The sequence below is a fragment of the Vibrio sp. 1457 genome (genome assembly GCF_033340195.1).
GTDB classification, from domain to species: Bacteria; Pseudomonadota; Gammaproteobacteria; order Enterobacterales; family Vibrionaceae; genus Vibrio; species Vibrio alginolyticus.
The window spans coordinates 1-23621 of sequence record NZ_JAWOWA010000001.1 but is presented as its reverse complement, the minus strand read 5'-3'; the positions used below and the strand labels follow the sequence as shown (position 1 = coordinate 23621).

At 40.1% G+C, this 23621-nt stretch carries 29 protein-coding genes and 2 tRNA genes; 19 read left to right on the top strand and 12 right to left on the bottom strand.

Annotated elements, in window-relative coordinates:
• From maiA to R7Z41_RS00135, 5 genes are all read left to right on the top strand, one after another.
• Entirely contained in the window at positions 1-669 is a 669-nt protein-coding gene (gene maiA, locus R7Z41_RS00155; RefSeq protein ID WP_182039000.1) for a maleylacetoacetate isomerase, read from the top strand.
• Positions 670-864: 195 nt separating this feature from the next.
• Entirely contained in the window at positions 865-1524 is a 660-nt protein-coding gene (locus tag R7Z41_RS00150) for a DUF2726 domain-containing protein (RefSeq protein ID WP_005377831.1), read from the top strand.
• Between the two features lie 119 nt (positions 1525-1643).
• On the top strand, positions 1644-1982 hold the full coding sequence (locus R7Z41_RS00145; protein WP_053303140.1) for a hypothetical protein: 339 nt from the start codon (positions 1644-1646) through the stop codon (positions 1980-1982).
• Positions 1983-2161: 179 nt separating this feature from the next.
• Positions 2162-2238, top strand: a tRNA-Val gene (locus R7Z41_RS00140).
• 33 nt (positions 2239-2271) lie between these two features.
• Positions 2272-2348 (top strand) — tRNA-Val (locus tag R7Z41_RS00135).
• A 198-nt stretch (positions 2349-2546) separates the two neighbouring features.
• On the opposite strand, the gene R7Z41_RS00130 is transcribed toward R7Z41_RS00135, so the two are convergent.
• From R7Z41_RS00130 to R7Z41_RS00105, 6 genes are all read right to left on the bottom strand, one after another.
• Positions 2547-3752 carry a tyrosine-type recombinase/integrase gene (locus R7Z41_RS00130; protein WP_170893843.1) on the bottom strand — a complete coding sequence of 402 codons (1206 nt, stop codon included), beginning with the start codon at positions 3750-3752 and terminating at the stop codon, positions 2547-2549.
• Between the two features lie 238 nt (positions 3753-3990).
• Positions 3991-4179, bottom strand: a complete 189-nt coding sequence (locus tag R7Z41_RS00125) for a hypothetical protein (RefSeq protein WP_054729558.1) — start codon at positions 4177-4179, stop codon at positions 3991-3993.
• Between the two features lie 329 nt (positions 4180-4508).
• Positions 4509-5036, bottom strand: coding sequence for a siphovirus Gp157 family protein (locus R7Z41_RS00120; RefSeq protein ID WP_054866068.1), 528 nt, complete (start codon positions 5034-5036; stop codon positions 4509-4511).
• Positions 5029-8172: a hypothetical protein gene (locus R7Z41_RS00115; protein WP_262678683.1), complete on the bottom strand. Its 3144-nt coding sequence runs from the start codon at positions 8170-8172 to the stop codon at positions 5029-5031. The genes R7Z41_RS00120 and R7Z41_RS00115 overlap by 8 nt, the downstream gene beginning before the upstream one ends.
• 12 nt (positions 8173-8184) lie before the next feature.
• On the bottom strand, positions 8185-8364 hold the full coding sequence (locus tag R7Z41_RS00110) for a hypothetical protein (protein ID WP_127463331.1): 180 nt from the start codon (positions 8362-8364) through the stop codon (positions 8185-8187).
• Positions 8365-9074: 710 nt separating this feature from the next.
• A complete protein-coding gene (locus tag R7Z41_RS00105; RefSeq protein WP_236147218.1) occupies positions 9075-9707 on the bottom strand; it encodes a LexA family protein in 633 nt (210 codons plus the stop codon).
• Between the two features lie 144 nt (positions 9708-9851).
• Here R7Z41_RS00105 and R7Z41_RS00100 point away from each other — a divergent pair, with 144 nt between their 5' ends.
• The 9 genes from R7Z41_RS00100 to R7Z41_RS00060 all read left to right on the top strand — a co-directional run bounded on the left by R7Z41_RS00100 (position 9852) and on the right by R7Z41_RS00060 (position 13825).
• Positions 9852-10073, top strand: a complete 222-nt coding sequence (locus R7Z41_RS00100; protein ID WP_021486590.1) for a helix-turn-helix transcriptional regulator — start codon at positions 9852-9854, stop codon at positions 10071-10073.
• A gap of 19 nt (positions 10074-10092) precedes the next feature.
• A complete protein-coding gene (locus R7Z41_RS00095; protein WP_318136291.1) occupies positions 10093-10557 on the top strand; it encodes a YmfL family putative regulatory protein in 465 nt (154 codons plus the stop codon).
• Complete coding sequence (locus R7Z41_RS00090) at positions 10554-10772, top strand: hypothetical protein (protein WP_005495414.1); 219 nt, start codon at positions 10554-10556, stop codon at positions 10770-10772. The genes R7Z41_RS00095 and R7Z41_RS00090 overlap by 4 nt, the downstream gene beginning before the upstream one ends.
• A gap of 65 nt (positions 10773-10837) precedes the next feature.
• A complete protein-coding gene (locus tag R7Z41_RS00085) occupies positions 10838-11791 on the top strand; it encodes a helix-turn-helix domain-containing protein (RefSeq protein ID WP_085569541.1) in 954 nt (317 codons plus the stop codon).
• Positions 11788-12168 carry a hypothetical protein gene (locus tag R7Z41_RS00080; RefSeq protein WP_149191849.1) on the top strand — a complete coding sequence of 127 codons (381 nt, stop codon included), beginning with the start codon at positions 11788-11790 and terminating at the stop codon, positions 12166-12168. Before R7Z41_RS00085 ends, R7Z41_RS00080 begins: the two co-directional genes overlap by 4 nt.
• Positions 12161-12811: a DUF1367 family protein gene (locus R7Z41_RS00075; protein WP_005495408.1), complete on the top strand. Its 651-nt coding sequence runs from the start codon at positions 12161-12163 to the stop codon at positions 12809-12811. The genes R7Z41_RS00080 and R7Z41_RS00075 overlap by 8 nt, the downstream gene beginning before the upstream one ends.
• Positions 12808-12990: a hypothetical protein gene (locus tag R7Z41_RS00070; protein WP_054729445.1), complete on the top strand. Its 183-nt coding sequence runs from the start codon at positions 12808-12810 to the stop codon at positions 12988-12990. The genes R7Z41_RS00075 and R7Z41_RS00070 overlap by 4 nt, the downstream gene beginning before the upstream one ends.
• Positions 12980-13381 (top strand): recombination protein NinG, encoded by a 402-nt coding sequence (locus R7Z41_RS00065; RefSeq protein ID WP_052499855.1) that lies wholly within the window; start codon positions 12980-12982, stop codon positions 13379-13381. Before R7Z41_RS00070 ends, R7Z41_RS00065 begins: the two co-directional genes overlap by 11 nt.
• A gap of 36 nt (positions 13382-13417) precedes the next feature.
• On the top strand, positions 13418-13825 hold the full coding sequence (locus R7Z41_RS00060; protein ID WP_054729448.1) for an antiterminator Q family protein: 408 nt from the start codon (positions 13418-13420) through the stop codon (positions 13823-13825).
• A 219-nt stretch (positions 13826-14044) separates the two neighbouring features.
• Here R7Z41_RS00060 and R7Z41_RS00055 read toward each other — a convergent pair whose 3' ends face one another.
• Positions 14045-14248, bottom strand: coding sequence for a hypothetical protein (locus tag R7Z41_RS00055; protein ID WP_054729450.1), 204 nt, complete (start codon positions 14246-14248; stop codon positions 14045-14047).
• Between the two features lie 905 nt (positions 14249-15153).
• Here R7Z41_RS00055 and R7Z41_RS00050 point away from each other — a divergent pair.
• The 3 genes from R7Z41_RS00050 to R7Z41_RS00040 all read left to right on the top strand — a co-directional run bounded on the left by R7Z41_RS00050 (position 15154) and on the right by R7Z41_RS00040 (position 18444).
• Positions 15154-15366, top strand: a complete 213-nt coding sequence (locus R7Z41_RS00050) for a cold-shock protein (protein ID WP_054866077.1) — start codon at positions 15154-15156, stop codon at positions 15364-15366.
• A gap of 294 nt (positions 15367-15660) precedes the next feature.
• Positions 15661-17886 (top strand): ribonuclease R, encoded by a 2226-nt coding sequence (rnr, locus tag R7Z41_RS00045; protein ID WP_262678680.1) that lies wholly within the window; start codon positions 15661-15663, stop codon positions 17884-17886.
• Positions 17887-18279: 393 nt separating this feature from the next.
• On the top strand, positions 18280-18444 hold the full coding sequence (locus R7Z41_RS00040) for a hypothetical protein (RefSeq protein ID WP_165439064.1): 165 nt from the start codon (positions 18280-18282) through the stop codon (positions 18442-18444).
• Between the two features lie 225 nt (positions 18445-18669).
• Here R7Z41_RS00040 and R7Z41_RS00035 read toward each other — a convergent pair whose 3' ends face one another.
• The 3 genes from R7Z41_RS00035 to R7Z41_RS00025 form a co-directional block, all read right to left on the bottom strand.
• The gene (locus R7Z41_RS00035) at positions 18670-18879 is read right to left on the bottom strand and encodes a hypothetical protein (RefSeq protein ID WP_054702452.1); all 210 of its coding nucleotides are present in this window, start codon (positions 18877-18879) and stop codon (positions 18670-18672) included.
• 193 nt (positions 18880-19072) lie between these two features.
• Positions 19073-19642, bottom strand: a complete 570-nt coding sequence (locus R7Z41_RS00030) for a hypothetical protein (protein ID WP_054702449.1) — start codon at positions 19640-19642, stop codon at positions 19073-19075.
• The gene (locus tag R7Z41_RS00025; protein ID WP_054729459.1) at positions 19642-20337 is read right to left on the bottom strand and encodes an AHH domain-containing protein; all 696 of its coding nucleotides are present in this window, start codon (positions 20335-20337) and stop codon (positions 19642-19644) included. The genes R7Z41_RS00030 and R7Z41_RS00025 overlap by 1 nt, the downstream gene beginning before the upstream one ends.
• Before the next feature lie 294 nt (positions 20338-20631).
• Between R7Z41_RS00025 and R7Z41_RS00020 the strand changes: the two genes are divergently transcribed.
• On the top strand, positions 20632-20964 hold the full coding sequence (locus tag R7Z41_RS00020; protein ID WP_054702441.1) for a YegP family protein: 333 nt from the start codon (positions 20632-20634) through the stop codon (positions 20962-20964).
• Positions 20965-21059: 95 nt separating this feature from the next.
• Here R7Z41_RS00020 and R7Z41_RS00015 read toward each other — a convergent pair whose 3' ends face one another.
• Positions 21060-21302, bottom strand: coding sequence for a hypothetical protein (locus R7Z41_RS00015; protein WP_139832016.1), 243 nt, complete (start codon positions 21300-21302; stop codon positions 21060-21062).
• Between the two features lie 21 nt (positions 21303-21323).
• A complete protein-coding gene (locus tag R7Z41_RS00010) occupies positions 21324-21698 on the bottom strand; it encodes a hypothetical protein (RefSeq protein ID WP_054866079.1) in 375 nt (124 codons plus the stop codon).
• A 440-nt stretch (positions 21699-22138) separates the two neighbouring features.
• On the opposite strand from R7Z41_RS00010, the gene R7Z41_RS00005 reads away from it, so the two are divergent.
• A complete protein-coding gene (locus R7Z41_RS00005; protein ID WP_318136290.1) occupies positions 22139-23545 on the top strand; it encodes an SgrR family transcriptional regulator in 1407 nt (468 codons plus the stop codon).
• The last annotated feature ends 76 nt before the right edge of the window (positions 23546-23621 follow it).

The following is a 23621-nucleotide window of genomic DNA, read 5'->3' as shown; positions in this document are numbered from 1 at the left end:
ATGAGCGATAGCATGATTTTATACGGATACTGGCGATCATCGGCGGCGTATCGTGTGCGTATTTGCTTGAATCTTAAAGAGTTATCGTATGATTCAAAATCGGTACACTTGGTGCGCAATGGTGGCGAACAACACAGTGACGAGTACCATGAGTTAAACGCTTCTGAACTGGTTCCTTTGCTGGTGGATGGGGAGGTTCAGTTAACCCAGTCACTGGCGATCATTCAATACTTAGAAGAACACTACCCGGATTTCACTGTGATCCCCGAGCAAACGCCGCTTCGATACCAAGCGCTAGCTTTGGCTCAGGATATTGCAATGGAGATTCATCCCCTGAATAACTTAAGAGTTCTACAGTATTTAGAGGGGGAGTTAGCTTGCGAACCAGAGCGCAAAGTCGCTTGGATTCATCACTGGATCCACAAAGGTTTTACAGCATTAGAAGAGAAACTTCAGAAGCATCGTAAACTAAATGGTGATTGCAAGTTTAGCCTGACAAGCTCGCCATCTATTGTCGATATTTGTCTGGTACCACAATTTTATAACGCACAACGCTTTGGTGTAGATACTTCTCTTTATCCAACCATTAACGCTGTTGTGCAGTCATGCAATCAACTGCCAGCTTTTATTGATGCGATGCCAGAGAATCAGCCAGACGCTAATAGTTGATTCTTAGCATACATAATGTATTAACAAAATTTAAACGAGCCAATCCAAGTGTGTGATTGGCTCGTTTTTATTGGTGAGCAAAATTTTCTGTTTCTCGCTATCGTCGTGGCGCCTCAAAATTGCGAGGTTTTGTTGCTCTGCATAACATTTCCATTTACGCTTTGAGCAACGAGTTGTTTTGGATGCACTTTATTTATGACCAACATTTTTATCATTGTTGTTCTTCTGGTTTTATTCTTCTTTGTTATTCAAAAGTACGTGATTAAGCACGATGACACGCGTGATTATCCTTATCGCTCGAAAGGCCCTCTGCTCAGAGGTCAAGAGGGTGCGTTCTATAATGCGTTAAGAGCGGCGGTAGGGGAGCATGCCGTAGTATTCGCGAAAGTAAACATGTCCAGTTTGGTTACGCCAAAAGAAATCAAAAATAAGAAGCAGTTTTTTGTCGCGAACAATCGTATATCTCGAAGCTATTTTGATTACGTTATTTGTGACCCAAGGACACTAGAGCCGCGCGTTATCGTTGAATTGGATAATGGGCAGGAGCTAAACAAGGGTAAGATAGAAAGACAAAAGTTATTGATTCATGTTTGTAAGACGGCCAACCTGCCTTTAATCGGCGCTTCGATAAAGCACAGTTATCAAGTTGGGCGATTACGTCGTTTGCTTGCGGCACACATTGATTTGATTGAGCCCGATAAAGAAGTGCGTTTTTGTAAAAAATGCGGCAGTCCGATGATCATTAAAACCGCAAGCCAAGGTGAGTTCAAAGGGAGACGTTTCTTTACTTGTAGCCGTCAGCCGAATTGTACATACACCGAAAATTATAACGTTGTGTTTGAGGCGGACGACTAAACACGACAATTAACCAGCAGAAACAAGGGGCTTTGATTAGAGATGATCAAAGCCTTTTTTGTATCATTCATCAAGGCAGGGCCTATACTTTGAAAAAGAGGGCAGAATAGGGCAGCCATATGCGATACGGATGGATTTTATCGGCGTTGTTCATCGCATCGAATGCTAGTGCGATACCTAATTTGAAACCACTGGAGTGTGAATTGACAGAGACACCCCAAGATCATTTCTTGTTTTACCGAGAGCAAATGGTTTACCACAGTGAGCAGTTTGTCATATTTCAAAACTTCAAAGGCAGGGTGAGCACTCAAGTAGACGTCAAAACAGGAGAGTTGATCCGTACAACCTATATCGGCGAACCATTTAAACCTAAATATCAGATTTTGTTCGGTACTTGCCCTAAGGTATCGCAAACCTTACAGATTTGGATGCTCAGTGAAGTGCCTTACGACAATTAAGTGAGATAATAAAAGTTATATAGATCACACTTTTAAACCCTGCAGGCTCAGTCCTTGTCGATAAAATCATCTGAAAACGCGTGTTGAGTTTACATTTTCGCCAAACGGTTCAAAGTTGGTAAATTTGTGCTTGCACCGTCGTTCGCTTATAGCTAATATCCTCGTCGTTCCAGAGAAATGCGTCCGTAGCTCAGCTGGTTAGAGTATCGCCTTGACATGGCGGGGGTCGGTGGTTCGAGTCCACTCGGACGCACCATTCTGAATTGAATGGTTAGGAACATAAAAATTTGGGTCCGTAGCTCAGTTGGTTAGAGTACTACCTTGACATGGTAGGGGTCGGCGATTCGAGTTCGCCCGGACCCACCAAATTTTAGAAAAAGCCCACCTTTTGGTGGGCTTTTTTTGTGTCTATAACTTATTGATATTCAAGTGGAATTCCTTCTTTTTTCCTTTTTTGTCCCCTTGTTATTACTCTGCGTTAGTACTGAGTAAAGTTCGAGGGGGTGGTAAAAGGGTGGTAAAAAGGTGGTAAAATACAGTAGTTTGTACAGCGCTTGAAATGGGCTATATTGCGACGCTTATGGCTGGTACTTCATGCCATTCTACGTCGTGACTATCAGTGTAAATCTGAGTGGTTCTATCACTGGCATGTGCCATGCGTTGGCGAGGGTTTACACCCATTTCATCGATGAGTTTTGCCGATAGCCTTCGGATTTCATGGAAAGTAGGGCGCTTAGCTTTTTCTACGTTAGAGTACAAACCGAGTTCGTCGCGTACTTTGGAAAATGTTTCGCTGATCATGCGACTGGTCACTTGGTAACGGTGGTCACACTGCTTAGCGATATTATTGTTTCTTGCAGGTCTACGATGCACTACGTAAGGGCAATGTAGCTTATCTGTTTTAGATAGCTCTACAACTTCTTTGATAGCGCTTGTCACCGGAATAGCAACATAAGACGTTTTAGCATTCTTAACCTTTGCTCGATGTATGTACAAGGTACCAAATACAATTTCTCCGTTCTCTGGTTTTGGAGTATCAAACCAGACAATTCCACATGTATCCGGTTTTGGCTTTGGTATACGGTATTTTATTCTATGTAGTTCAGCTACTGCGTGAGTCGATTGAATCGATAACCCCATCGCTACTTTTAAAAATAGAGGGGCCTCTTTTTCAATTGCTTTGAATGCCTCTATATCTAAATCCAAGCGTTCTTTCTTATTATCCGAACCATTTAGCCGTTTCGGTTTTTTGTTCAACATGAAGTTTTCACCAATTGCGGATTCATCTGCTAGATAGCTAAAGATCTTCTTTAATCGAGAAAGTTTCTTGTTATAAACCTCTTTGGATTTATCACCATAGTATGTATTTAGAAAGTCGTTCATGGTTTCTAAGTTAATTGACTTGGAAAACTTGTCTCCTAAAAACTCATTAAGTCGAGCTATATCACTCGATACTTGTCTAAGGATTTCTGCTGACAGTTCTTCTTCGTTTTTAATTCTAACCATTACATGCTCAAGCCACTCATTCATCGGGCGGTTGAATTTGTCTTTTCTAGATCTAGGAGAAATTTGGAAGTGTTGTGCTGGTCTATGCTCGTCATTGTATGCGTTAGCTGCTGCAATAATATCATCTAAAGAAAACTCAGCCGGCATTAGCATTTTGGTACCATCGATAAGAGTAAAGCGATACCTTGTTTGGCCTTTTCGTTTTTCTACATACAAGTGTTTTGGAAGGCGCTCACGACCAGTCGTTCGCTTGCGAGCATTCATAGGTTAACTGCCTCCGTTCATCAACTTTAGAAGCTGTGCTGCTTTGGGGGTAGTAGTTAACTCTGAGTCATTCGCTGCGTCAGGTATGCAAATGAGCCAGCGGCCGGTAGGTGTTTTACGAGCCTGAAGGATTCCTTGTCTGATCCAATTTCGAATAGTTTGGCTGCAAAGAGCAGGATAATAATTGCGTTTGTATTGGGGAATGGTCATTTCACGCATTTTAGAAGTCTCCGATTACCTAATCATTTGAACTTGTGTCAGAGTTCATTTCTTTGATTTCAATTTCGATGATTTTTGCTTCCAAGTCTGTAGCGCTACAACCACCATCCCATTTTAGGTCACAGTTATCACACCCTAAAATGTTGCATTTAGTGTTCACGACATTTATCAAACGTACATGTAGTTCTTCTTTGTATGAGTTACTCATAGCATTACCTCTGTTTTTTGCAGATTGACGAGCGACGGTAATAGCGTCTCGATGAGACTGGTTGTTTATATTTAGCTCATGCAATGCAATGCAATAGGTTTCTTATTTTATAGTAGTGAGAAATTTCATTGCTTCAAGATGCAGCCCTATAGAGACAACGAGTGTACCCGTAGGCTTAGTAGATATCGTGTGTCGGCTCGAACCACGCCTCGCTACTTGTGGTGAAGAAGGGCTCACTGGTGGGTAGATTGAATAGCCCCGTTGTTTTAAGTAGTGAAAAAATGCCTCAGCTAAGTGAGGCTCAATTTGTAGGGTGAATATGCTCATTTTTACTTTCTCAGTACGACTTGCTGAGGCTGAGATTCATACCAAGCAAAATCTAGCTCTTCACCATCATCTAGCGCTTTTCTTATTGCGTCCTCATCAGGGACAAAACGAACTTCGCGTATTAGATATTTCTCAGGAAGGTGGGCTTCCTCATATCGAAGTTTGGCTGGATTGTTTTTGATGTAAAAAGTACCGTATGCACCTTTCATTTTTTCGATATTTAACATTTGGAATAAATTCAGAAGCGGGTAGGTCATTCGACTGCGTTCGTCTTTTAAAGACTTGGCGCGGTCACCGTATGGTTTTGCTTGCTCGGCATATACTTTTTTCTCCGCATCTGCCAGCTTCGCTGCTGTTTCTAACTTATCCATGTATCGGCGGTAGGCCATGAGCTTGTCATCAATAGAACACTCGATACCTGCCAAGTTATCCGCAATGGTCTGCTCGTCCCATTCTTCTTGTTTGGCCAGCTCCAACAGGTCAAAGATCTGCTGGTTAATATTGTTCATGCTTTCTGTCTTATCAGCCATTTGCCTGATCCTTATCTTTAATGTCAGCGTTGAAGTCTTTTATTGCCGATTCTGCTTGCTCCGCGATTCGAGATAGCGCTTTGTCTTTCTTGGCTTTGCTTGCCTTGTCGTGGGTAGGGATTGCATCCAGAGCTGTTTCAGCTAGCTTTTGAAGTCGCTTGATTTCTGCCAGAGAAGGAGCAGTAGAGAACTTGTCAGTGTATGACTTAGCCTTATCTAGCGCCTGTTGTGTTGCTTTCGCATCAAACTCAAGCTGTTTAAGCGCATTGTCGGTTGTCTTCGTCATTTGCGAACGGTTGATGATGTTTTCATCGTCGTATTCACCCATGTATACGTCACCACAAATGCCTAACATTGAAAGCGCTTTACCTGTCGCGTCGGTAAGTGATTTTTTACGGCACTCTCCGTTTTTGATCATGCGACTGTAATTGTGTGACCAATAGAAACGCTCAGTCTCACCAAAAGCTGTTAATGTGCATCGATCGCCACTGTTGGGGTGGATGTACCAAAGCTCGACTTCCATGTTGTGGACAGACTCATTCACTCCGGTATACGTACCGTTAGCGAAAATTGGCAAACCGTCCTCAGTCCACTCCCGCTTAACATCGACACCCCAGCCTTTACCACGAGGACCAAATATTTCGGTTGCTTTCATTTGGCGGTATTGAGCATTGATGGATAATCGACCTGTCGATGGGTCTTGCTTGGTGAAATTCAAATCGGTTTTAAATGATTGATTCCAAATACCCATATTTGAATTACTTTCGTCTAAATCGACATCTGGAATTTCAGGATCGTTAGCTGGCTCTTGCTCTACAATATTTTGAGGAACGTCAGTGCCACTAATGTTGCTATCAGAATCGGCAAGATGCTCATCATTAGCAGATTCGGGTAAAGGTGCGTTTTTGGTAACCTTAGGCTTTCCATTACCATCGGTTGGTTCTTTTTTGCCTTGTTCTAGTAACTTTTGGGCTTCTTTTTGTTCATTATTACCAACGGCTTTGGGTTGGCTATTAAACTTCATTACTAGGTTAACCGACTCAGTTGAATGCCAAATGATCACTGGATTTTTAAGCTGTTTGATGTAATCAGCTAAAGCGTTAATGTCGGTGTCTTTGGTAATGATTTTTAATAAGTGGGTATAGGCACGTTCAGGTGTTACTGCGTGACTTTCATGTGCCAAGCGTTCAGCTATGGCGAGCAAGAGAGATGGATACTCTACTTCTGATATCAGAGTGTTGGATGCTGGCTCCATACTTTCAATAAGTTCGATATTTTCTCGAAAGACAGCGCGAAGAGTTCGGATGTTTAGAAATGATTTTGATACCTCGTTTGCATCATCAAAATCAATGTTGCGTATGTTTTCTAGTGTTTTGTCTTTAACGAACGTTAAGTATTTTCCGTTATGTTCCCGTTCTCCGTTGTGCCAATTAATGAGTTCATCTACTACAGTAGCAAGCTTCTCTCCTGCCTCTTCATACTGCTCTGTTGTTAGATATGGACTACCATCACTAATGCGAGAAAATATTTCAGCAATAAAGCATTCATACTCATTTTCTAAATTATGTGTTGGTTTGTGTTGAATGTTATTTTTAGTAACCGTACATCTGGCCACTAGATACTCAGCCTCACTTTCATTAAATAAAACCCCACATCTTTCCAATCCGTTAATTGTCTCCACTAGTTTTTCGATGTCGGTTTGAGCTGTGATGTGAGGTTGTAGTGCATCCATAGCGAGTTTTACTTCGCCCTCTGTCATTCTTGCTGTAGGGCGAAGAGCTAGGCGTCCACGTACTGCATTTTCTATTGGTGAACATTCGTTAGGCGGTAAGTCTTCGCCATCCATCACCTCAATGCAATTTTCTTCGAACTCCTGAATGTATGGAGATTTCATAAAAATCTTAGCTAGACTTAATGAGCTATCGTACTTGTACAGAGCGTCAATAATTGCCTGACCAGCCATCTTGATCGCTTCTTTTCGGGTGGTAGCAAACTCGCAGCCAAAGTCGTTAGCGTCACCGAATGCGCGTTCTGCTTTCTGATTGCCTTCGACAGCATATTGCCACCCCTCGTCACCACAATCTCGGATTGCAATAACGACGTGTAATTCATCGGTTACAGGGAGAGCGGCTTTCCAGCATTTAGGTTCAATGATGGATTCATTGGCTGCTGGCTTGTCGATAACATCTTCAATATGTTTCATCGACTCTTTCGTTTTCTCGGTTAGTACGGCAGGAAGGTAAGGTTTCAAGCTCTCGGTGAAAGCTTCTAAATCGTATAGAACACCAATCGTTACCATTGAGTCCACATGCTCAATTGCTTGATTTGGGGATTTATCTAAAGGCCAGATATCCGCAAAATGACCTTCAACAACTTCTAAATAATCGCTGTGGGCTTCTAATGCGTTCTTTGCGTCTGGGTGCTGTGATAGTGCTGTTATAAACAGTTCACTGGGTTCTTGAAATGCATGATAAAAATCATGTTTCATCGTTGCGGAGACAAAGGTTTTTTGGTCTTCTGGGCCAAACTCATCTTGGTAATCTAGGAATTTTTCAAGGCGTTCCACCGCTTTATCAATCGCGTCGTCACGTTTTTCTTCGGTTCGGTCTAAGTTCATTTTTTCGTGCTTATCGAAGTCACCAAACTTAAATCGGAATCCGTAAGCATATTGGCTATGGCCAACTCTCAGAATGAAGACCTTAGCAGCTTTCATACTGTCGGTTTCGCTACTGTAAATGAAAGAGGAATCTTCAACTTGAGGATCTTTTGTGTCGTAGTATCCATCTTGGCCTAGGGTAGGGTACGGAGTATCCGGAACATTTATTTGTTGTTCATCTGAGTGAATGAACTCGTCTTCGTCAAACCCCTTGGCTTCTAATTCTATAATTGCTGAGTGGTAATCTTCTTCTGATATTTTTTCGGCCTTAACGCCTTTGAAGAAATCACTGTATTCGGAATTTTCATTTTCGGTGCATAGTGGGTGAGTTGCTTCAACCTTGCAAACAGCTTCCGATTTGGCTAGTTCTTGGGTTGCGGCTTTAATGTAGTGAATTACAGGTTCTAAATCGCCAGATTCTTTTACCGCTTTGTGCGATACCTTTTTGTTACAGGTTAATTTGAAATACTTATCAGCCATTTTAAGGTGTCCTTATACAGCTAAGCTGCCTTGAATTTTGAGGGAAGATGCAGTTTCAAAATTTTCTTCAACCGAGTCAGGACTACGGAAACCATGCTTCCGGCAGTAATCGGTCATAATTTTTCGATCGTGCGGTAGTTTTTTTACCGAGAGCCAGAACTGCTCAACGGATTCTTGGGAAGGTCTGTCCACAGTCAATTCCTCAGTAGAGACATTAAACAGAGCACGCATAAGCCAGAGCTGGCTAGGTGGGAGAGAGGTTGCAATGGGTACGCTCTTTAATACCTCTAAAGAAAGTCTTATGCTTGTTGGGACGTGTGTGTACTAGGGTAAATTGCGGTACCGGATAAAAATTAATACACAGATCTTAAAGACCGGTCCGATACCGCAATTTTGAAATGCCCCTAACGCGATTTATCAAGGCTCAGTCGGTTGTCACTATCAAAATCGACCGACCGTTAAGAGCATTTCAAAATGGCTCTCATAAGAAAGCCAAAGCCCGTTACTACTAGAGCACCTCTGGGACAGGTCTAGTCACTTCACTATGTCGGGTGACCGTAGATTTACTTTCGTTACTCATCTATCAGCCCTTTGCTGATAGGTGCTCTCAAACGTTTTGTACCACCTAGTGGTCTCGCTCATCCGTTTAAGTGTTTCACGCCATCGAAAGCGGGGCGTATCAGTTTATTTTGGGTTTCCAACAGTTTTAAAGAGCCTCAAGGCATCGCCTTGGTATAATTAATATTCCATAATGGAATTTAAATGTAAATGTCAAAATGGAATTATTTTTGATGATAGGATGAATTCTGAAATATGGGGGACAGATTTTAGACAATAAAAAACCGCCACTAGGGCGGTTATCATCAAATTGGTGGGGGAATTACTCTGTGTAGATTCTATGCTCAGGTAAGTTTGACGTTAATCTTAGCATCAACCACTACACCTACAATCTTACAGTTACCATTAATTGGCAGTTTAGGGAATGATGGGTTTAACGGACTGAGAAACTTCTGTCCCGCGTCAATGATGAGTTGTTTGAATGTGGCTTCGTTAACATCATCAAGCTTAGCAACAACCAGTGACTTATTAACCGCTTCAACCTCAGGATCGACTAGAACGCGAACACCAGTAGGGAAACTAAGTGGCGAACCGGGTGGTGCTGTCATCGAATCGCCTTCAACTGTTAGCCAAAATGAACTTGAACTCGCTTTCTCAGTTGTTGCCAGCATTTGTACGTCTTTAACGTTATACGGTTCGCAAGCTTCTCTCCATTGTCCCGCTTGCACTGAACTGATTAAAGGGAATAGCCCTTTGGTTTCAGGTTGGTCATCTATTGATTTTACATTAGCAAAACCATCAGGTGTAACGGAGCCGTCAGAAAGCAAAGTCATTTGACTAAGTCCGACGTGCTTCATCATTTCGGCAATCGTATCAAGGCTTGGTTCTCGCTTCTCGTTTAAGTAGCGAGCAATAGTTCCCTGAGCCACTCCCATTAATTCAGCAAGATCTGATTGGGTTATGCCTGAGGTCTTCATCCTGGATTTAACCAGTTCATTCCAATTTGTTTTCATTCGCTAATTATGCCACTGCGGTATTTTTTAAAAACAACCGTTATGGAATATATTGATTGCATGTGGAATTCCAAATTGGTATAAGTGTTCTCATGTGACGGAGGACATATGAACCGAATTAAAGATTACCGTACCAATTTAGGAATAACTCAGCAGCAACTTGCTGATGAGCTAGGTGTTTATCAAGCAACAGTTAATCGATATGAAAAAGGGCGTAGCCCGAATCTAAAAACATGCTGGCAGATAATTAATGCTCTCTGCTCTTTGGGGGCTAAGTGCAAGTTCCAAGATGTATTTCCAGATAATACAGCACCAAAGAAAACTGCATAACTACAAGGAAAATCTAATTATGTTAGTGAAATTTGACTCGAAAAAAGAAGTGATCAAAGAAATCATCAAGAAGACCAAGGGAGGTCGAGGTGCTTTAGCTGGCGCAATTGGTATGTCTGAAACCACCTTCAACAACAAGCTCTATGAGCGAAACGGTTGTCGTTTTTTCGATGATGAAGATCTAGAAGCAATGGAAATCCACGCCGACACCTACTGTCTGGCTCAATATCGCGCAGGCCAACGCGGTGGTTTGTTTGTTCCTATGGCGGAATTCGAACTTGACGCGGAAGAGCTTAGCGAAATCCAGAACAAAGAGATGGCAGCACTTGGTGAAGCGAATGTCGAGATTTGCCGAGCACTCGCAAATGACCAAATGATCGACAACAAAGAAGCGAAAGCTATTAAGTCAGCTGCTATTGAAGCAGCTGCACGAGTTGTCGCGAGCAAGTTAGCTGCGATTCGAGTTTATGGGATAGACAAATGAAAAAAGGCGTAATTGATAAATCATTAATTCCCGTTTCTGAAATCGTAACAATCACTGCTCCAGTTCAAGTCGTCATCAGAGATGGAGAGTTTACGGTTAAAGAGTTAGTCGTGGCGGGAAAGACCGTTGATTGTTATCAGGGGCTTACGAATATATTGCTGGAAAAGCAACGCGAGTTTGACCGCCATAAAAGTCAAACGCTTAACGATTGGTGAGAGGGTTGTTGGTTTTACCTCTAGGCGTATAAGAAAAGCGCAGCGTAGCGCTGGAAGTCAAGAATATGAGTAGACGAGCTACAGATTGGGCGTGGCGACAAGATATCAAGGCCACGATGAAGTTAATCCTTCTATCTCTTGCCGATCGAGCTGATGAGTATCATAGAGCATATCCGAGTGCGGAGCGTATAGAGCTCGATACTCGCTTAAACATCAAAACAATTCGTTCGAACCTAAAGGTAATGCAAGAGCTTGGGATCATTCGAGATTCTGGGAAAAGAAAGGGGTCAACGAAACAGGTTGTTGTATGGGAATTGTTAGGCATAGAAGACGATGTGAAGCATCAAGTCCCAAAATCATCAAGAACCACGAGCCCTGAAGAGAAGGTACCCGAAAATGGACACCTTCCGAAGGTACCCAAAATTGGACTTGAAAGGTACCCAAAAACGGATTTGAAAGGTACCCAAAATTGGGTAACAGAACCAGTCATAGAACCAACCATTGATCCTTTAAAAGATCTTGTTCCAAGCAATGATGAATTGCTTGAAACCAGAAAACCTGAATCTGAATTTGAACTTCCAACGAATCGTCGTGGTGAGATTTATTCCGTGTACATGGAGGACATATTCGAGTTCAGAAAGCTGTATCCGTCTGTAGATGTTTATCAGGAATTTCGAAACATGCTTGGTTGGTTGAAATCTAATCCCACCAGACGCAAGACCAAAAGTGGAATCCCTAGATTTATCAATTCTTGGTTAGCCAAAGAGCAGAACAAGGGACGATGCAATAAAAACCTAGAGTCACCAGTTCAGCTTGACTGTACAGCCCAAATTGAGAACGAGATACGTCTAGCTGAATCTAAAGTAGCAGGTTTGCAGCAGAACATTATGCAGCATCAACAATGGAACATTCCTGGTGGCGATAAAGCTATTGTCAGTTTCCAAGCGGATATTGAAAAGTTAAAGAAATTCATCCAGCAACAACGACAAATCCGAGAGCGATTGCAGGGGGAGAGATGATCTACTACCTACCGAAGTTTTGGTATGCCGGTTCTAAAAAGTGGGGCATTCCATCTGATCTGCCGTTTATCGAGGGTAAGTTGCTACGCCTGAATATGGCAAATCAAAAAGTTGCTAGTGAACAATATGAGGATATCTACAAGCACTTTCACAATTGTGGAGAGTGGCGCAAAGCGCGTGAGTTAGCGAATCAGATGTTAAACGACATAGCGAATGATTATGGCATTACTCTCAAAGATTATGAGCAGATGATCGCGGCTAACGATGATGACTCTGAGAACACTCAATTTCGTGTCGACTTGATGATAGAGAAAGCCAAAAAGGCTCAAAAGTTGGCGAAACCAAGAATTCACTTTAAGGAGTTGAAACGTGCGTAGTTGTTCAACTGTGAAGGCGAAAAAAGAAACGACAGAGATCATCGGTGCAATTGGTACTGGTGGTTATATTCAGTACGCAACACCTGAAATGCGCGAAAAGGCTGCTACGATGCGTGGACGCGTTGTGGCTATTAAGCCTAAGTCTAAAGCGAAAGCCCGTGTTTTGGATCACCATCGTAAATTTTTTGCGTTGATACACCTAGGATTCGAGTATTGGTCTCCCGACGTAAGCCTAATCAGCGAACCAGAGTATTACATAGCACATGAAACTGCGAAGCAATTCTGTCAGCTGGCTGGACGAGAAGACATGTATGAAACACATGGTATTGAGATTGCCAACATCGTCTTATCGAAAATAAAAAAACAGCGAGAAAGTCACTGCGACCCAGAGGCTTACAAGTGTATTGAGAACTACCGATACCAAGTGATGATCGAAGCTGGTTATTTTGATTTAGAAATGCTCCCCAATGGAGGAACAGTAAAGCGGCCTTGGTCTATCGCTTTTGAGAACGCAGACCAAGAACAATTCGAAAAAATTTACAAAGGTTGTTTTAACGTCATATGGAACCAATCACTTTTTCAAGTATTTAACGACGAGCAAGAGATGCAAAACGCCGTATATCGCTTTATGGAGTTTGCATGATACGTCTGTTATTTGCCTTATTTACGGTGGTTAGTGCGATAGCAGTGGTATCGTCAGCATTCTTGCAATTCTGCTTTCTCTTCTCTGGGCGTGGCTTCCATTTCGATAGTTTGTTTCTCATCTACCTAACGGCTCTTTTTACTGGATTTATGGGGCTGTGGCTGACAAATGAAAATTAAGAAATACGGGTATCGAGTTCAAAAAGCTCAAGAACAATTTAACCGTTTTATCGTGTTACGAGATAGCGGCAAACCGTGTGCTAGCTGTGGACGCTACTTGCCTCTGTGTTGCGGCCACTTTCGTTCTGTAGGCGCAGCCCCTGAACTTAGATTCAATGAAGACAATGCCCATGGCCAGTGCTACGAATGCAACGGGAACAAATCGGGGAATGTGAAAGAGTACCGACGGGGACTTATCGAACGTATCGGACTATCTCGCTTAGAAACGTTAGAAAGTTATCACTCTCCGCAGAACTGGACAGTGTATGACTTATACGACATTGAGAAAGTCTACAAGGCCAAAGCTGACGTGATGAGTACTAACTTTGAGTATTTCTACGAGTCAGCTTAGTTCACACCAACATGCAATTGAAGTAATGGTATCAATATGAAAGATCAAGATTTAGAACGTACACGAGTACTGTTAAGAGGGTGGGGAAACTGGTCACACAATAATACTGGTTGTCATTGGTATACACAGATGTGTGGGTTATCGAATGTCCTGCCTGTGGCTCCAGACTTAAGATATAAGCTATGTGATGATGATGCTATAGTCATTGATAAGTTGGTTGCTTGTATGATGGATAAGGAAAACCCAAGGCCAATGACATTTTTTGTTCTTCACTATGTCTATGGACTTAACAAAAGTGAGATTGCGAGAAGGGCAACAAGAGAAGACAAAAAACAATGCACGGAAGGCAAGGTTCGCTCACTGTTACTTTTAATGGAATCAATGATTTGTGGAATGCTGATTCAGCGTGAACAAATGGGATTTAGGCTAGAGTGTGATAAATAGCGTTGCTGTATTCTTGTCAAGTAGAGTGCCTCTCAGTTTGAGGGGCTTAATTTTACTAATCAATACCCAAGCTATTTCTGGATGAAGGTAGCATTAAATTTTTGACAACTGCAAGGTACCGGAAAACGAAACGAACCTATGGGGAGAATGATAGCGATGCGAAGCGGTTGACACTGCACACCACTATCACTAAGGAATTAGGCCTAATTCTTTATAGTATCACTGATTTTTTTTAAAGAAGCGTTCAGCACTAGCAAATAGAGATTCGCAGAGATTTTTCTGCTTATTATACTCCTCAGAACCTTGTTTCATTGATTCTAGCGTCTCTTTGGCATCATGGTATTCTTTAACCATCTGCTCAAACTTAACCTCGTAGCCGCTTTTTTTGTATTTTCTTGGAGATTTATCTCGTTTTTTTCTCATTCTTGTTCCTGTTTGAACATATTCATCAAAAGTACATTGAATATACAGGCTATATTTTTTACATGAAAGATAGCCTAAAGTGGCTGAAGTAAGCCTGTTTCAACATACGACTATAATTGCTCATTAACAATGATAAAGAATAGCTCCAAAGGATAACGTATCTAAATGGTCAGAAATCACAACTAAAAGGACTTTTACTTCATGTTTAGTTCAAAATTCTAAGTTGGACCTTGTTAAATAGGGCTGCAATCTATGAAGCTATTTTTATAGTTAAAAACCAAACTGGGGCTATTTAATGGAAGATAAAGAATAAGCTGCTAAGGGAGTTGTATAACGATATGACTCGAAAGAAAACTAAGAAGATACTTGAACTGTATGTTTCATCAATAGCTCACGTTTTGGAGCTAACTTCACTATACACTCATTGAAGTAAATAGATAGGTATTTCCCCGTTTTTTCCTCATTTGAGTAGATGCAACATTTTTATAAATGCTTGCCTTTATAAAACTCGATGAGAAATATAAATTCAACTTAATCAGCTGGTTGCCTTTGATTTTTGTTGTGGTTTTGTAGATTACAACGTGTGATAGCTCTTTAGTAACTAGTACCAGAAAGTAATGCCTAGTTAGAGTTTTCTTTTGCATAACACGTTCGATGGGAGAGAGCTACTGTTAAAGTTTAAGGTGAAAATAAAAATAAAAAGCTAGCCTTTAGTAATTTTATCGGTATACTGCACATCAGCTCTTAAGAAAAGAGCTATTTAATTATTTTAAGATCAAATTTCTCTCAGTTCTTTATCGATTCCCTCGTTTACGTTCCTGCGACAAAATATATATCTCTAAATCATATAATAGCGCTTATTAGCTAAGAATTTAATATTAAAATTATCTTATATAGAGGTATCTATGTCTAATAAATCAACTGGTTCAGTAAAATGGTTCAACGAAACTAAAGGTTTCGGCTTTATTTCTCCAGAGAGTGGTGGTGAAGACTTGTTTGTCCATTTCCAATCAATTGTCTCAACTGGCTTCAAAACACTTTCTGAAGGCCAAAAAGTATCTTACGTTGTTGAGCAAGGTAAAAAAGGTCTGCAAGCAGGCGAAGTTACTGTAATGTAACAGACTCTATGGCATCAACATTCGTTGGTGCCCATTATCTCTTCTTTTTATCATCACAAACTTTCATTCAAATTTATATACCCAAGTCACTTGAGTTTAAACGTTAATATTTACCTCACTTTGCTACGAAAATAGACTCGTCTAATAAGTCATTTCAGTATATATCTTTGGCAAAATGCCAATAAATACCTACATAATAAATAACTTGATTCAAGAATGAATCAGTTCGCCTAGTGCTTTTCTCGTATAAATAGGTTTATATTAAAAGCGATTGGTGAATAAAAAGAGAATTAAATGAAATTAAATATATCCGCTCAATCACTAAACTACACTAAATATGACAATGTTATTCCTAGCCGAGATGCTATTCTAGGCCTATTCGATAAAGTAAAAAGCTACTTAAGCTATGAACAGATTTCTCATTCATCTGGCCTGAATGACGAGCCAGAGAAAGATGCTTTAAAAAAACGCTTAAGAGCTATGGAGCGTGATGGTCAGCTTATTTTTACGAAAAGAAAAGGCTACAAGAGAGTTGACCTATCATCGTTAGTGACTGGCAAGATAAGCATCCATGCAGACGGTTTTGGTTTTCTCACCTACGACGCTAATGAGAAAGACCTATTCTTACCAAAGCATCAACTTAGTCATGTGTTTGATGGTGATATTATACTGGTGTTGAAAGGGCATACGCAGCATCAAGGTCGTTCAAACCATCGGTTTATCAAGATAGTGGAGCGAAAAACAACTCACATAGTGGGTTTGTTAAAAAGAAAAGGCTCTAAACTCTACTTATTGCCAGAAAACTCGAAGTTAACTCAAACCATTTACGTCACTCCAAATGAACTGGTTGCTAAAAATGTCGGCAAACTTGTCCACTGTAAAATCAATACTTACCCAGACTATAGACAACCAACTACCGTTGAGGTGGGTGAAGTCTTAGGGCGTCCGGGAGAAGCTAGTATAGAAGTGAAATTATCTTTGCGTCGTCATGGAATCAATGACAAATGGGATAAAGACGTACTTGATGCTGCATCTGCCTTCGGCTCTCAGGTAGAAGAAAAGGACAAGACATCACGAGTAGACTATCGAGATTTACCTTTTGTCACTATTGATGGTGATGACGCAAAAGACTTTGATGATGCTGTTTATGGGTATCAAATGGACAACGGTCAGTGGAAGCTCTTCGTCGCAATTGCTGACGTATCTCACTACGTTAAACCAAATGACCATTTAGATCTTGAAGCGCAGAGTCGTGCTACATCCGTTTATTTCCCTGGATGCGTTGTGCCAATGCTACCAGAGTCTCTATCTAATGGTTTGTGTTCACTAAACCCCAATGAAGACAGATTAGTAATGGTATGCGAGATGACCTTTGATGATGAGGGTAACATGCTAGATTCAGAGTTTTCTGAAGGCATCATTCACTCTCATGCCAGATTAACGTACGACGACGCTAACCGCATTATCATGCAATCTTCGGCTAAAACAACATACCAAAGCAACAACACTAAAAATAATATTGCGCAGTATTTGGTGAATCTTCATCGTTTATATTTGAATTTATCTGGCCAACGCAAAGTTCGTGGAGCGATTGATTTTGATACACAAGAACTCGCTTTTAAGCTAAACAACAAAAAGAAGATTGCCTCTATCGTCCCTGTTGTTCGAAATGACGCTCACCGAATGATCGAAGAGTTTATGCTGTGCGCTAACGTTGCTACTGCGCAATTTCTAGAGCTAAATAAAATACCGAGCCTATATCGTGTCCACTCTGGCCCTCAGATGAAAAAGCTAACCTCACTGAGAATGTTACTTGCGGAAAAAGGACTAACATTGGCGGGGGATGACAAGCCAACGTCTCACGACTACAACGCACTTTTAGATCAAGTTCGAGATTTGGATGAGTATGACATAATACGTACCTTGCTGCTGCGCTCTCAAAGCCAAGCTGAATATTCGCCTAAAAACTTGGGCCACTTTGGCTTAGCATACGATGCTTACGCGCACTTTACATCTCCAATTCGTCGTTACCCTGATTTACTCATTCATCGTGCCATCCGTGCCAAGCTTCGAGAGAAAACTACTGGTAAATTACGTAGCCTGTTAATGAAGCTCAAGCCGATACGCCAGCTAGCAGGGGTTTCGAATAGTTACCCTTACGATACAAAAGAGATTGAGCAACTCAGTGTGCACTGTTCGCATCAATCTCGCCAAGCTGATGAAGTTAGTCGTGAGGTTGAATCAGCACTGAAATGTCACTACATGAAACCATTTATTGGACGAAACTTCATGGGAAGTGTTTCTGGAGTTACGCACTTTGGTGTTTTTGTAGAGCTGGAGGAAAACAGAATCGAAGGTCTCATACCTTTATCCAGTTTTCAAAATGGCGATTTTGAATTCGATGCGATCAAACAAAAAATCTCAAGCCAAACGACAACTTTTACACTTGGCACTCAAGTAAACATTACCGTTAAAGAAATCGACTCTAAGCAAAGAAAAATTATATTCAACTTTGCTTAAAAATAATTGAGAATTTGATGATTTGGTACCTACTGTTAACGGTTTTGGGCTCTATGTGTTAAGCCCAAGTTTGCCACAGGAAAACTGGCACATGGCACGTTACAACATTGGTATCTAAGTCAACATAGTGAAGACATGATGTACTCTAACTTTGGTATGCATGGCTTTCTTATAAATAGCAAAGTTTGATGTTTTCAGACTTTTATGAAAAGTGAAATTCCACAATTAATTGAGGTAATCTTATCTTAATTAATTTTAAGTTTAGCTAATTTAGATAAACGTATAACACGCTTGTGTCCATTTTGTGCTGACTTGTGTAGTATCATTGTCTATTTCATAGCCAACATGGATGTGGTGTGAAATTAAGTTGACCATTAAAAAATAGGATTATATGTGAGCAAGTTACTTAAACCGACACAAAAGCAGAAACAACTTGATCTTAATCCGAAAGGAAAAGGGATTAAGCGGATACCAGAAGAGTTAAAGAGAAAGGATGTCCGCAAACGAATAGAAGAGATTGAGGAACAAAAGAAGTGGGATAAGGAATGGGGATTGTGAGCTCAAGAAACCTCTCTGAACTTATCAATACGACACTCCTCATACATTCTGAAAAACTGAGTAACTTGGACAGAGACATGCTTGCAGGTTTACTCGATCAACTCAACCGTGAACAGGCTTTGACAGACAAACAAATTAAACTGTGTCAAAGGTTAATACGAAAAACTAATCAAGCCTGTGTATTTATTGATGACACTCCAAACGAACCATGATTGCTAAGTAATATCACTCTTCGTTGTTATCAATCCAGCCCTCATCAAGCGTTAATCGACTCAGCACTTTGCCCATTAAATCTTTGATTTCAATTTGCTTGATGTCTTTTGGCGCATGATGCTCAGCAGAACGCTTGGCATTCGTTAGACTTTTCATGAAGATAGCCTCACTATCTATTACGCCGCATTTTTCATTGAAGTAAGTGATCTGATAGGTCGGCATAGTATTATTCCTTTTTTTTGGGAGGCTTGAAGACGTGATGTGTTCAATATAGCACTTTCATGCTCTAGCGTTCTATCTGGCTTAGCCTTATGCGCTAAAACTGATGAAGCAAGCCACGACATAAAAGTGCTACAAAAACTACAGTTGAACGGAGAAGAACCATTGTGTTCCAAAACGAACGATAGTTCTACATCTAAAACACGCTCAGCAGTTCTTCTTCAAATCGAAGTCCACGCAACTCGTGATGGTCACATAAGCGTTTAAAAGATTCAGTAGCATACAGTCTTTGGCAACCTTCAAGTCGTGATTTAAACAGGTATCGCGTCTCGATGTCAGATTCTTCAAAATAAAGTGTTTCGTAACCATCTTCGATTCCATCAAGATACTTCTTCACGCAAACAGATTCGTCTTCTTGGCCAAAAGAGAGGCAGTTAAAGATATAAACTTGTTCTTCACCGACAGTTACCAATAGAAACTCACCTTCATTTTCCAAGCTTGGCTTTAATATTTCGTAAGAATGGTGGGATAGTACAAGGTAAGTCATTGACCATAACGACACATCAGGGATGTCAGTGTTAGTTCCTAAAACGTCATCGAATGAAGCGGATACATTTTTCCAGATATCTACCAATGACGTGTTTTGGGAGCGTTGACGGTGTATCGTCATTAGATGTTGTTTACCTATGGCTCCGAAGAGTTCCGTTGGGCCTAATTGCAAAGCCTTGTAATCATGCGGCATCTCTTTCAATTGGTAGACGTTCATTATTCACCATTCCAATTCGGGTTTTTGTTAGAAATCATACCTTCGGGGTAAGTAGAAGTTTTCAATTTAATTTTGATATTACGAAGACGATTAAGGAATACATCTTTTTTAAGAGAGTCATTACTCAAATGTGTCACTATCCATGTCTCATAGTTATAACGATGAATTTTCTTATGTGCTTCAGCATCTGGAGAGCTCCAATGTCCTTTGTCTTTTACATTTCGAGGCAACCAAACACCATTGGATGGGTCGTTGATTCCAAGACCAAACGTATGAAGGTTGAGTCTTGCCAGCATCATTTCCATTTTTCTAAACTGCCCAGCCCCCATAATAATATGATGAGGATCATGTCGTTTGGTTGGCTTGATTTCACCGATACTGGTTAGGTTTCTAGCCAAAACACGGGTTGGGTGGTGAGGTTCATCCATTAAATCGTCTGGCGAAGTAGCTGCGCTTCGCTCTTGATATTCTGTAAGTTGTTTTTGTAATGATACCTGTGCGCTTAAGCTACGTCTCAAAGTTTTGAGGTGTTTCAAATCTTCTTGAGATGCTTTTAAAGATTTAGGGTCGCTCTCATCCAAACTTTGATTATAAAGTTTAATAGCTGAAACCTCATATCGGTGTACAGCTAGTTCAAGTGCCGTCGGATTTTTGGGACGTAGTGGTACAGAAAGTGGTTTGCCTCTAGGTTGCACAACATAATCTCCATTTACGATAGTGCGCTTACCATATGCACAACTAAATTATGCATCAATGCGAATTTACCGATATTTAAATTACCTCTCAAAATTACCTTTGTTTGTTTATAACTCTATTGATGAGAGCTAGTTAGTTCTGTGTTAAGTGAGCCAAATAAAGGATGAATGAGACAGATGCCTGCTTATTGACAAACTTAATTGAAAAGTTTGAAAAAGGGATTACATTTTATATGACTGTATATGAGTATTAATTTTTTAATCGTAATTCTATCAATAGTTTGTGAGGGTTCTATGTCAGGAAAATTTGAAATTTATAAAGATAGCGCGGGTGAGTTTCGTTTTCGTTTAAAAGCAGCTAATGGACAGAACATTTTGGCTAGTGAAGGTTATACAGCAAAAGCAAACTGTGAAAACGGGATTGATTCAGTAAAAACCAACTCTCCTTACGACTCTCAATATGAAAGGAAAGAGACCTCTGCTGGTAAATACATGTTTAACCTAAAGGCAATGAATCACCAAGTGATAGGGACAAGCCAATCTTATGAAAGCTCTGCATCTAGAGATAAAGGCATTGAGTCGGTAAAAACCAACGCGCCTAATGCTCCAATCGAAGATCTAACATAATAGCGCTAGACAACCTTATCGGTGGTTAATAGCAACCACCGATAAGGTTAGAATGAATGCTAATGAAAAGAGTGACGTATGTTATCTAAGGTTCGTCATCTTACATTGTATTTTTTAAGAGATTCAGATAACTGCTTGTCTAATAAGTTTCTTTCTTTCCTCTCTTTTTCTTTTTCGTTTTCTTGAATATGTTTCGATACTCTATTTACACAGTTTTCATGGCTGTTTTCTCCTGTTAGTGAGGAATCACTACGTAATTCGCAGGCAAGACCTGCACATCCAGACATTAGGGAGAATGAAGTTATTATAAAAATGTTTGAACTTCTTATTTTGTACATGTTACATTCCAAAGTTAAAGGTTAATTGAATAGAATTACATAGTTTCCATAACTTCCTTTAATAGAGCTTTTTCCATCCTCATCTTTAAGGTTCATTATTTTCATTGATTTTATGATATTTTGCTCTTTATACCGAATAGTAACTGGACATAAAACATTACTTTTTACAAACCATTTTAAGTAGACTTTATCGTCAGTGAATGAAACCTCACCTTTTAGATAGTTACAACCAAGATAACCATTTACTTTATTGTTATTTATTCTAATCCAAACATCTTTTAATTGAGTGGCCTTGTTATTTAAAACAACTCCTTCAAAACTCTTGGATGGAGAAGCCAAACAGAACGAAGAGAATGGTATGATTACTAGGTACAAGAATAGGCTTTTTTTAATCATAAAACGGCTTTAATTTTCTTTAAAGTGAGTGTAAGACAGCAAAGGAAACTCTAAGTTCAAAATATAATCTTATCATAGTATTAGGTCTATTACTTTTTTGTTAAAATTATCCTTTTATTCACTTCGGATTTATATGATATTATATGTTTTCTTTCTTGATTTAAATTGAATTGTGAAGTTAGGAACAAGACAAGTAAAACTACAAGTAATTTGCTCATGATAATATTATTAAAATAATAGACGTAATAAAAAATACAATCCATCGATTTGCTTTTTTATTATTCTTCACTGTAGGATGTGGAGATTGAGATAAGTTGTTGTCTTTTATTAAATCCTTTGCATTTAGTGTGTGATATGTATAGCTTAATGGACACATGTTATAACCTCTATTACTATTTTTAATATTCATTATCCTCTGTTTTCTGGGAAAAAAAACTGTCATGAAAAAAGAAAAAAGTTCACCTTTTGTGTCAACGGTTAGCTTGAAAACATTTGAGAAATTATGTTCGATATACACGATCTGCTATGAACATAAAGTCGACACTTCTAGTTTATCTGTTCAGTTAGAGTGTTCGATTAGAAATGTTCCAAAAATAATGAAAAAAATGTCCGAAAAAGGATGGTTGCACTGGGTCTCGGGCAAAGGAAGAGGAAACAAGTCTGTACTAAAAATTCTAACGGGTTTTGAGGGGGCACTAGATGAAACCTTAAAGCATCTCTGCACTAAAGGTCGGCTATCTGATGCTGCAGATCTAGCCAGTAGGTTTGACTACCTTGATACTTTCTATGGAAATTTAGCTCATTATCTTATTGATAATAGTGAAAGCTCTAAGAACACTTTGCTTTCACTTGTTCCATACACTTTGCCCGAGTTGCACCCTCTAAAGGTACAGTATGCGAGGTCAAAGCTGTACATAGAATCTATGTTCGATACGCTATTGAAGTATGATCAGTCTTCAGGGCAAATTCGTCCTCATTTAGCACACCATTACGAATATAGTGATAACGAGTTATGGCTGCGTATTAGACCTGACATCTATTTTCATAATGGTGAGCGACTTACACCCACGCACATAGAGGTTTGCATCAAAAACAGGATTGAAGCGAACGACATCTTAAGCTTGCTATACCGCCATATTAAAGATGTAACGTCGAATAGTAATTGGGTGATCTTACATATGTCTCATTTAGACCCAACAATACTGCACCTTTTGGCCGAACTTAGTTCATCTATTTATTTGGAAAGAAGAGATGATAGTTCCCCTCCGTATGGAACTGGTCCATTCAAGTTAGAGAGTTTTAGCTCGACAAACTGGACACTAGCAAGCAATACACATTATTTTTCTGAAAGGCCGATTATCAGCCGAGCAGAGTTTTGGAGCATAGATGCCCATAAAGTACCTGAAGATAAATTTATCGTACATAACGGTACGTTTAACAAAGATATCGATAAAGGAGTTGTTTTCCCTCTAAATAGTGGCTGCGAGTCATTAGAGTTCAACTGTTTTGAAAATGGATTAACTTTGGAAGAGCGGGCGTGGATTATGCAGAATGTGAGGGTATTTTGCGAACAAACTGCTTCAGATCTTTTTCCCGTGGCCAACTCTGTAACTAGTTATCATCAAGATAAAGTTTTCAATCTTCCACCTGTAGAATGTAAGCTACCACAGCGCTCTGTTCGGTTTGTCTCACCAAAAGAAAAAGAAGTAAAAAGAATTGCTCTTATTCAATATCTTAAAAAGCAGGGTTTAAATATTAAAGAAGTGTCTTTGGCTGATAGGAATGTAGGGGAGTTTGATGTCGATATTACTGGTTATGTTCCTCAGGATGACCTCTTTTTCTCTTAGGCTTTGTTGCGTAATTCGATGGAACTAAATCAAGAAACTACGATCTGAGCGGCTACGCCTATCAATCGTCGTAGCC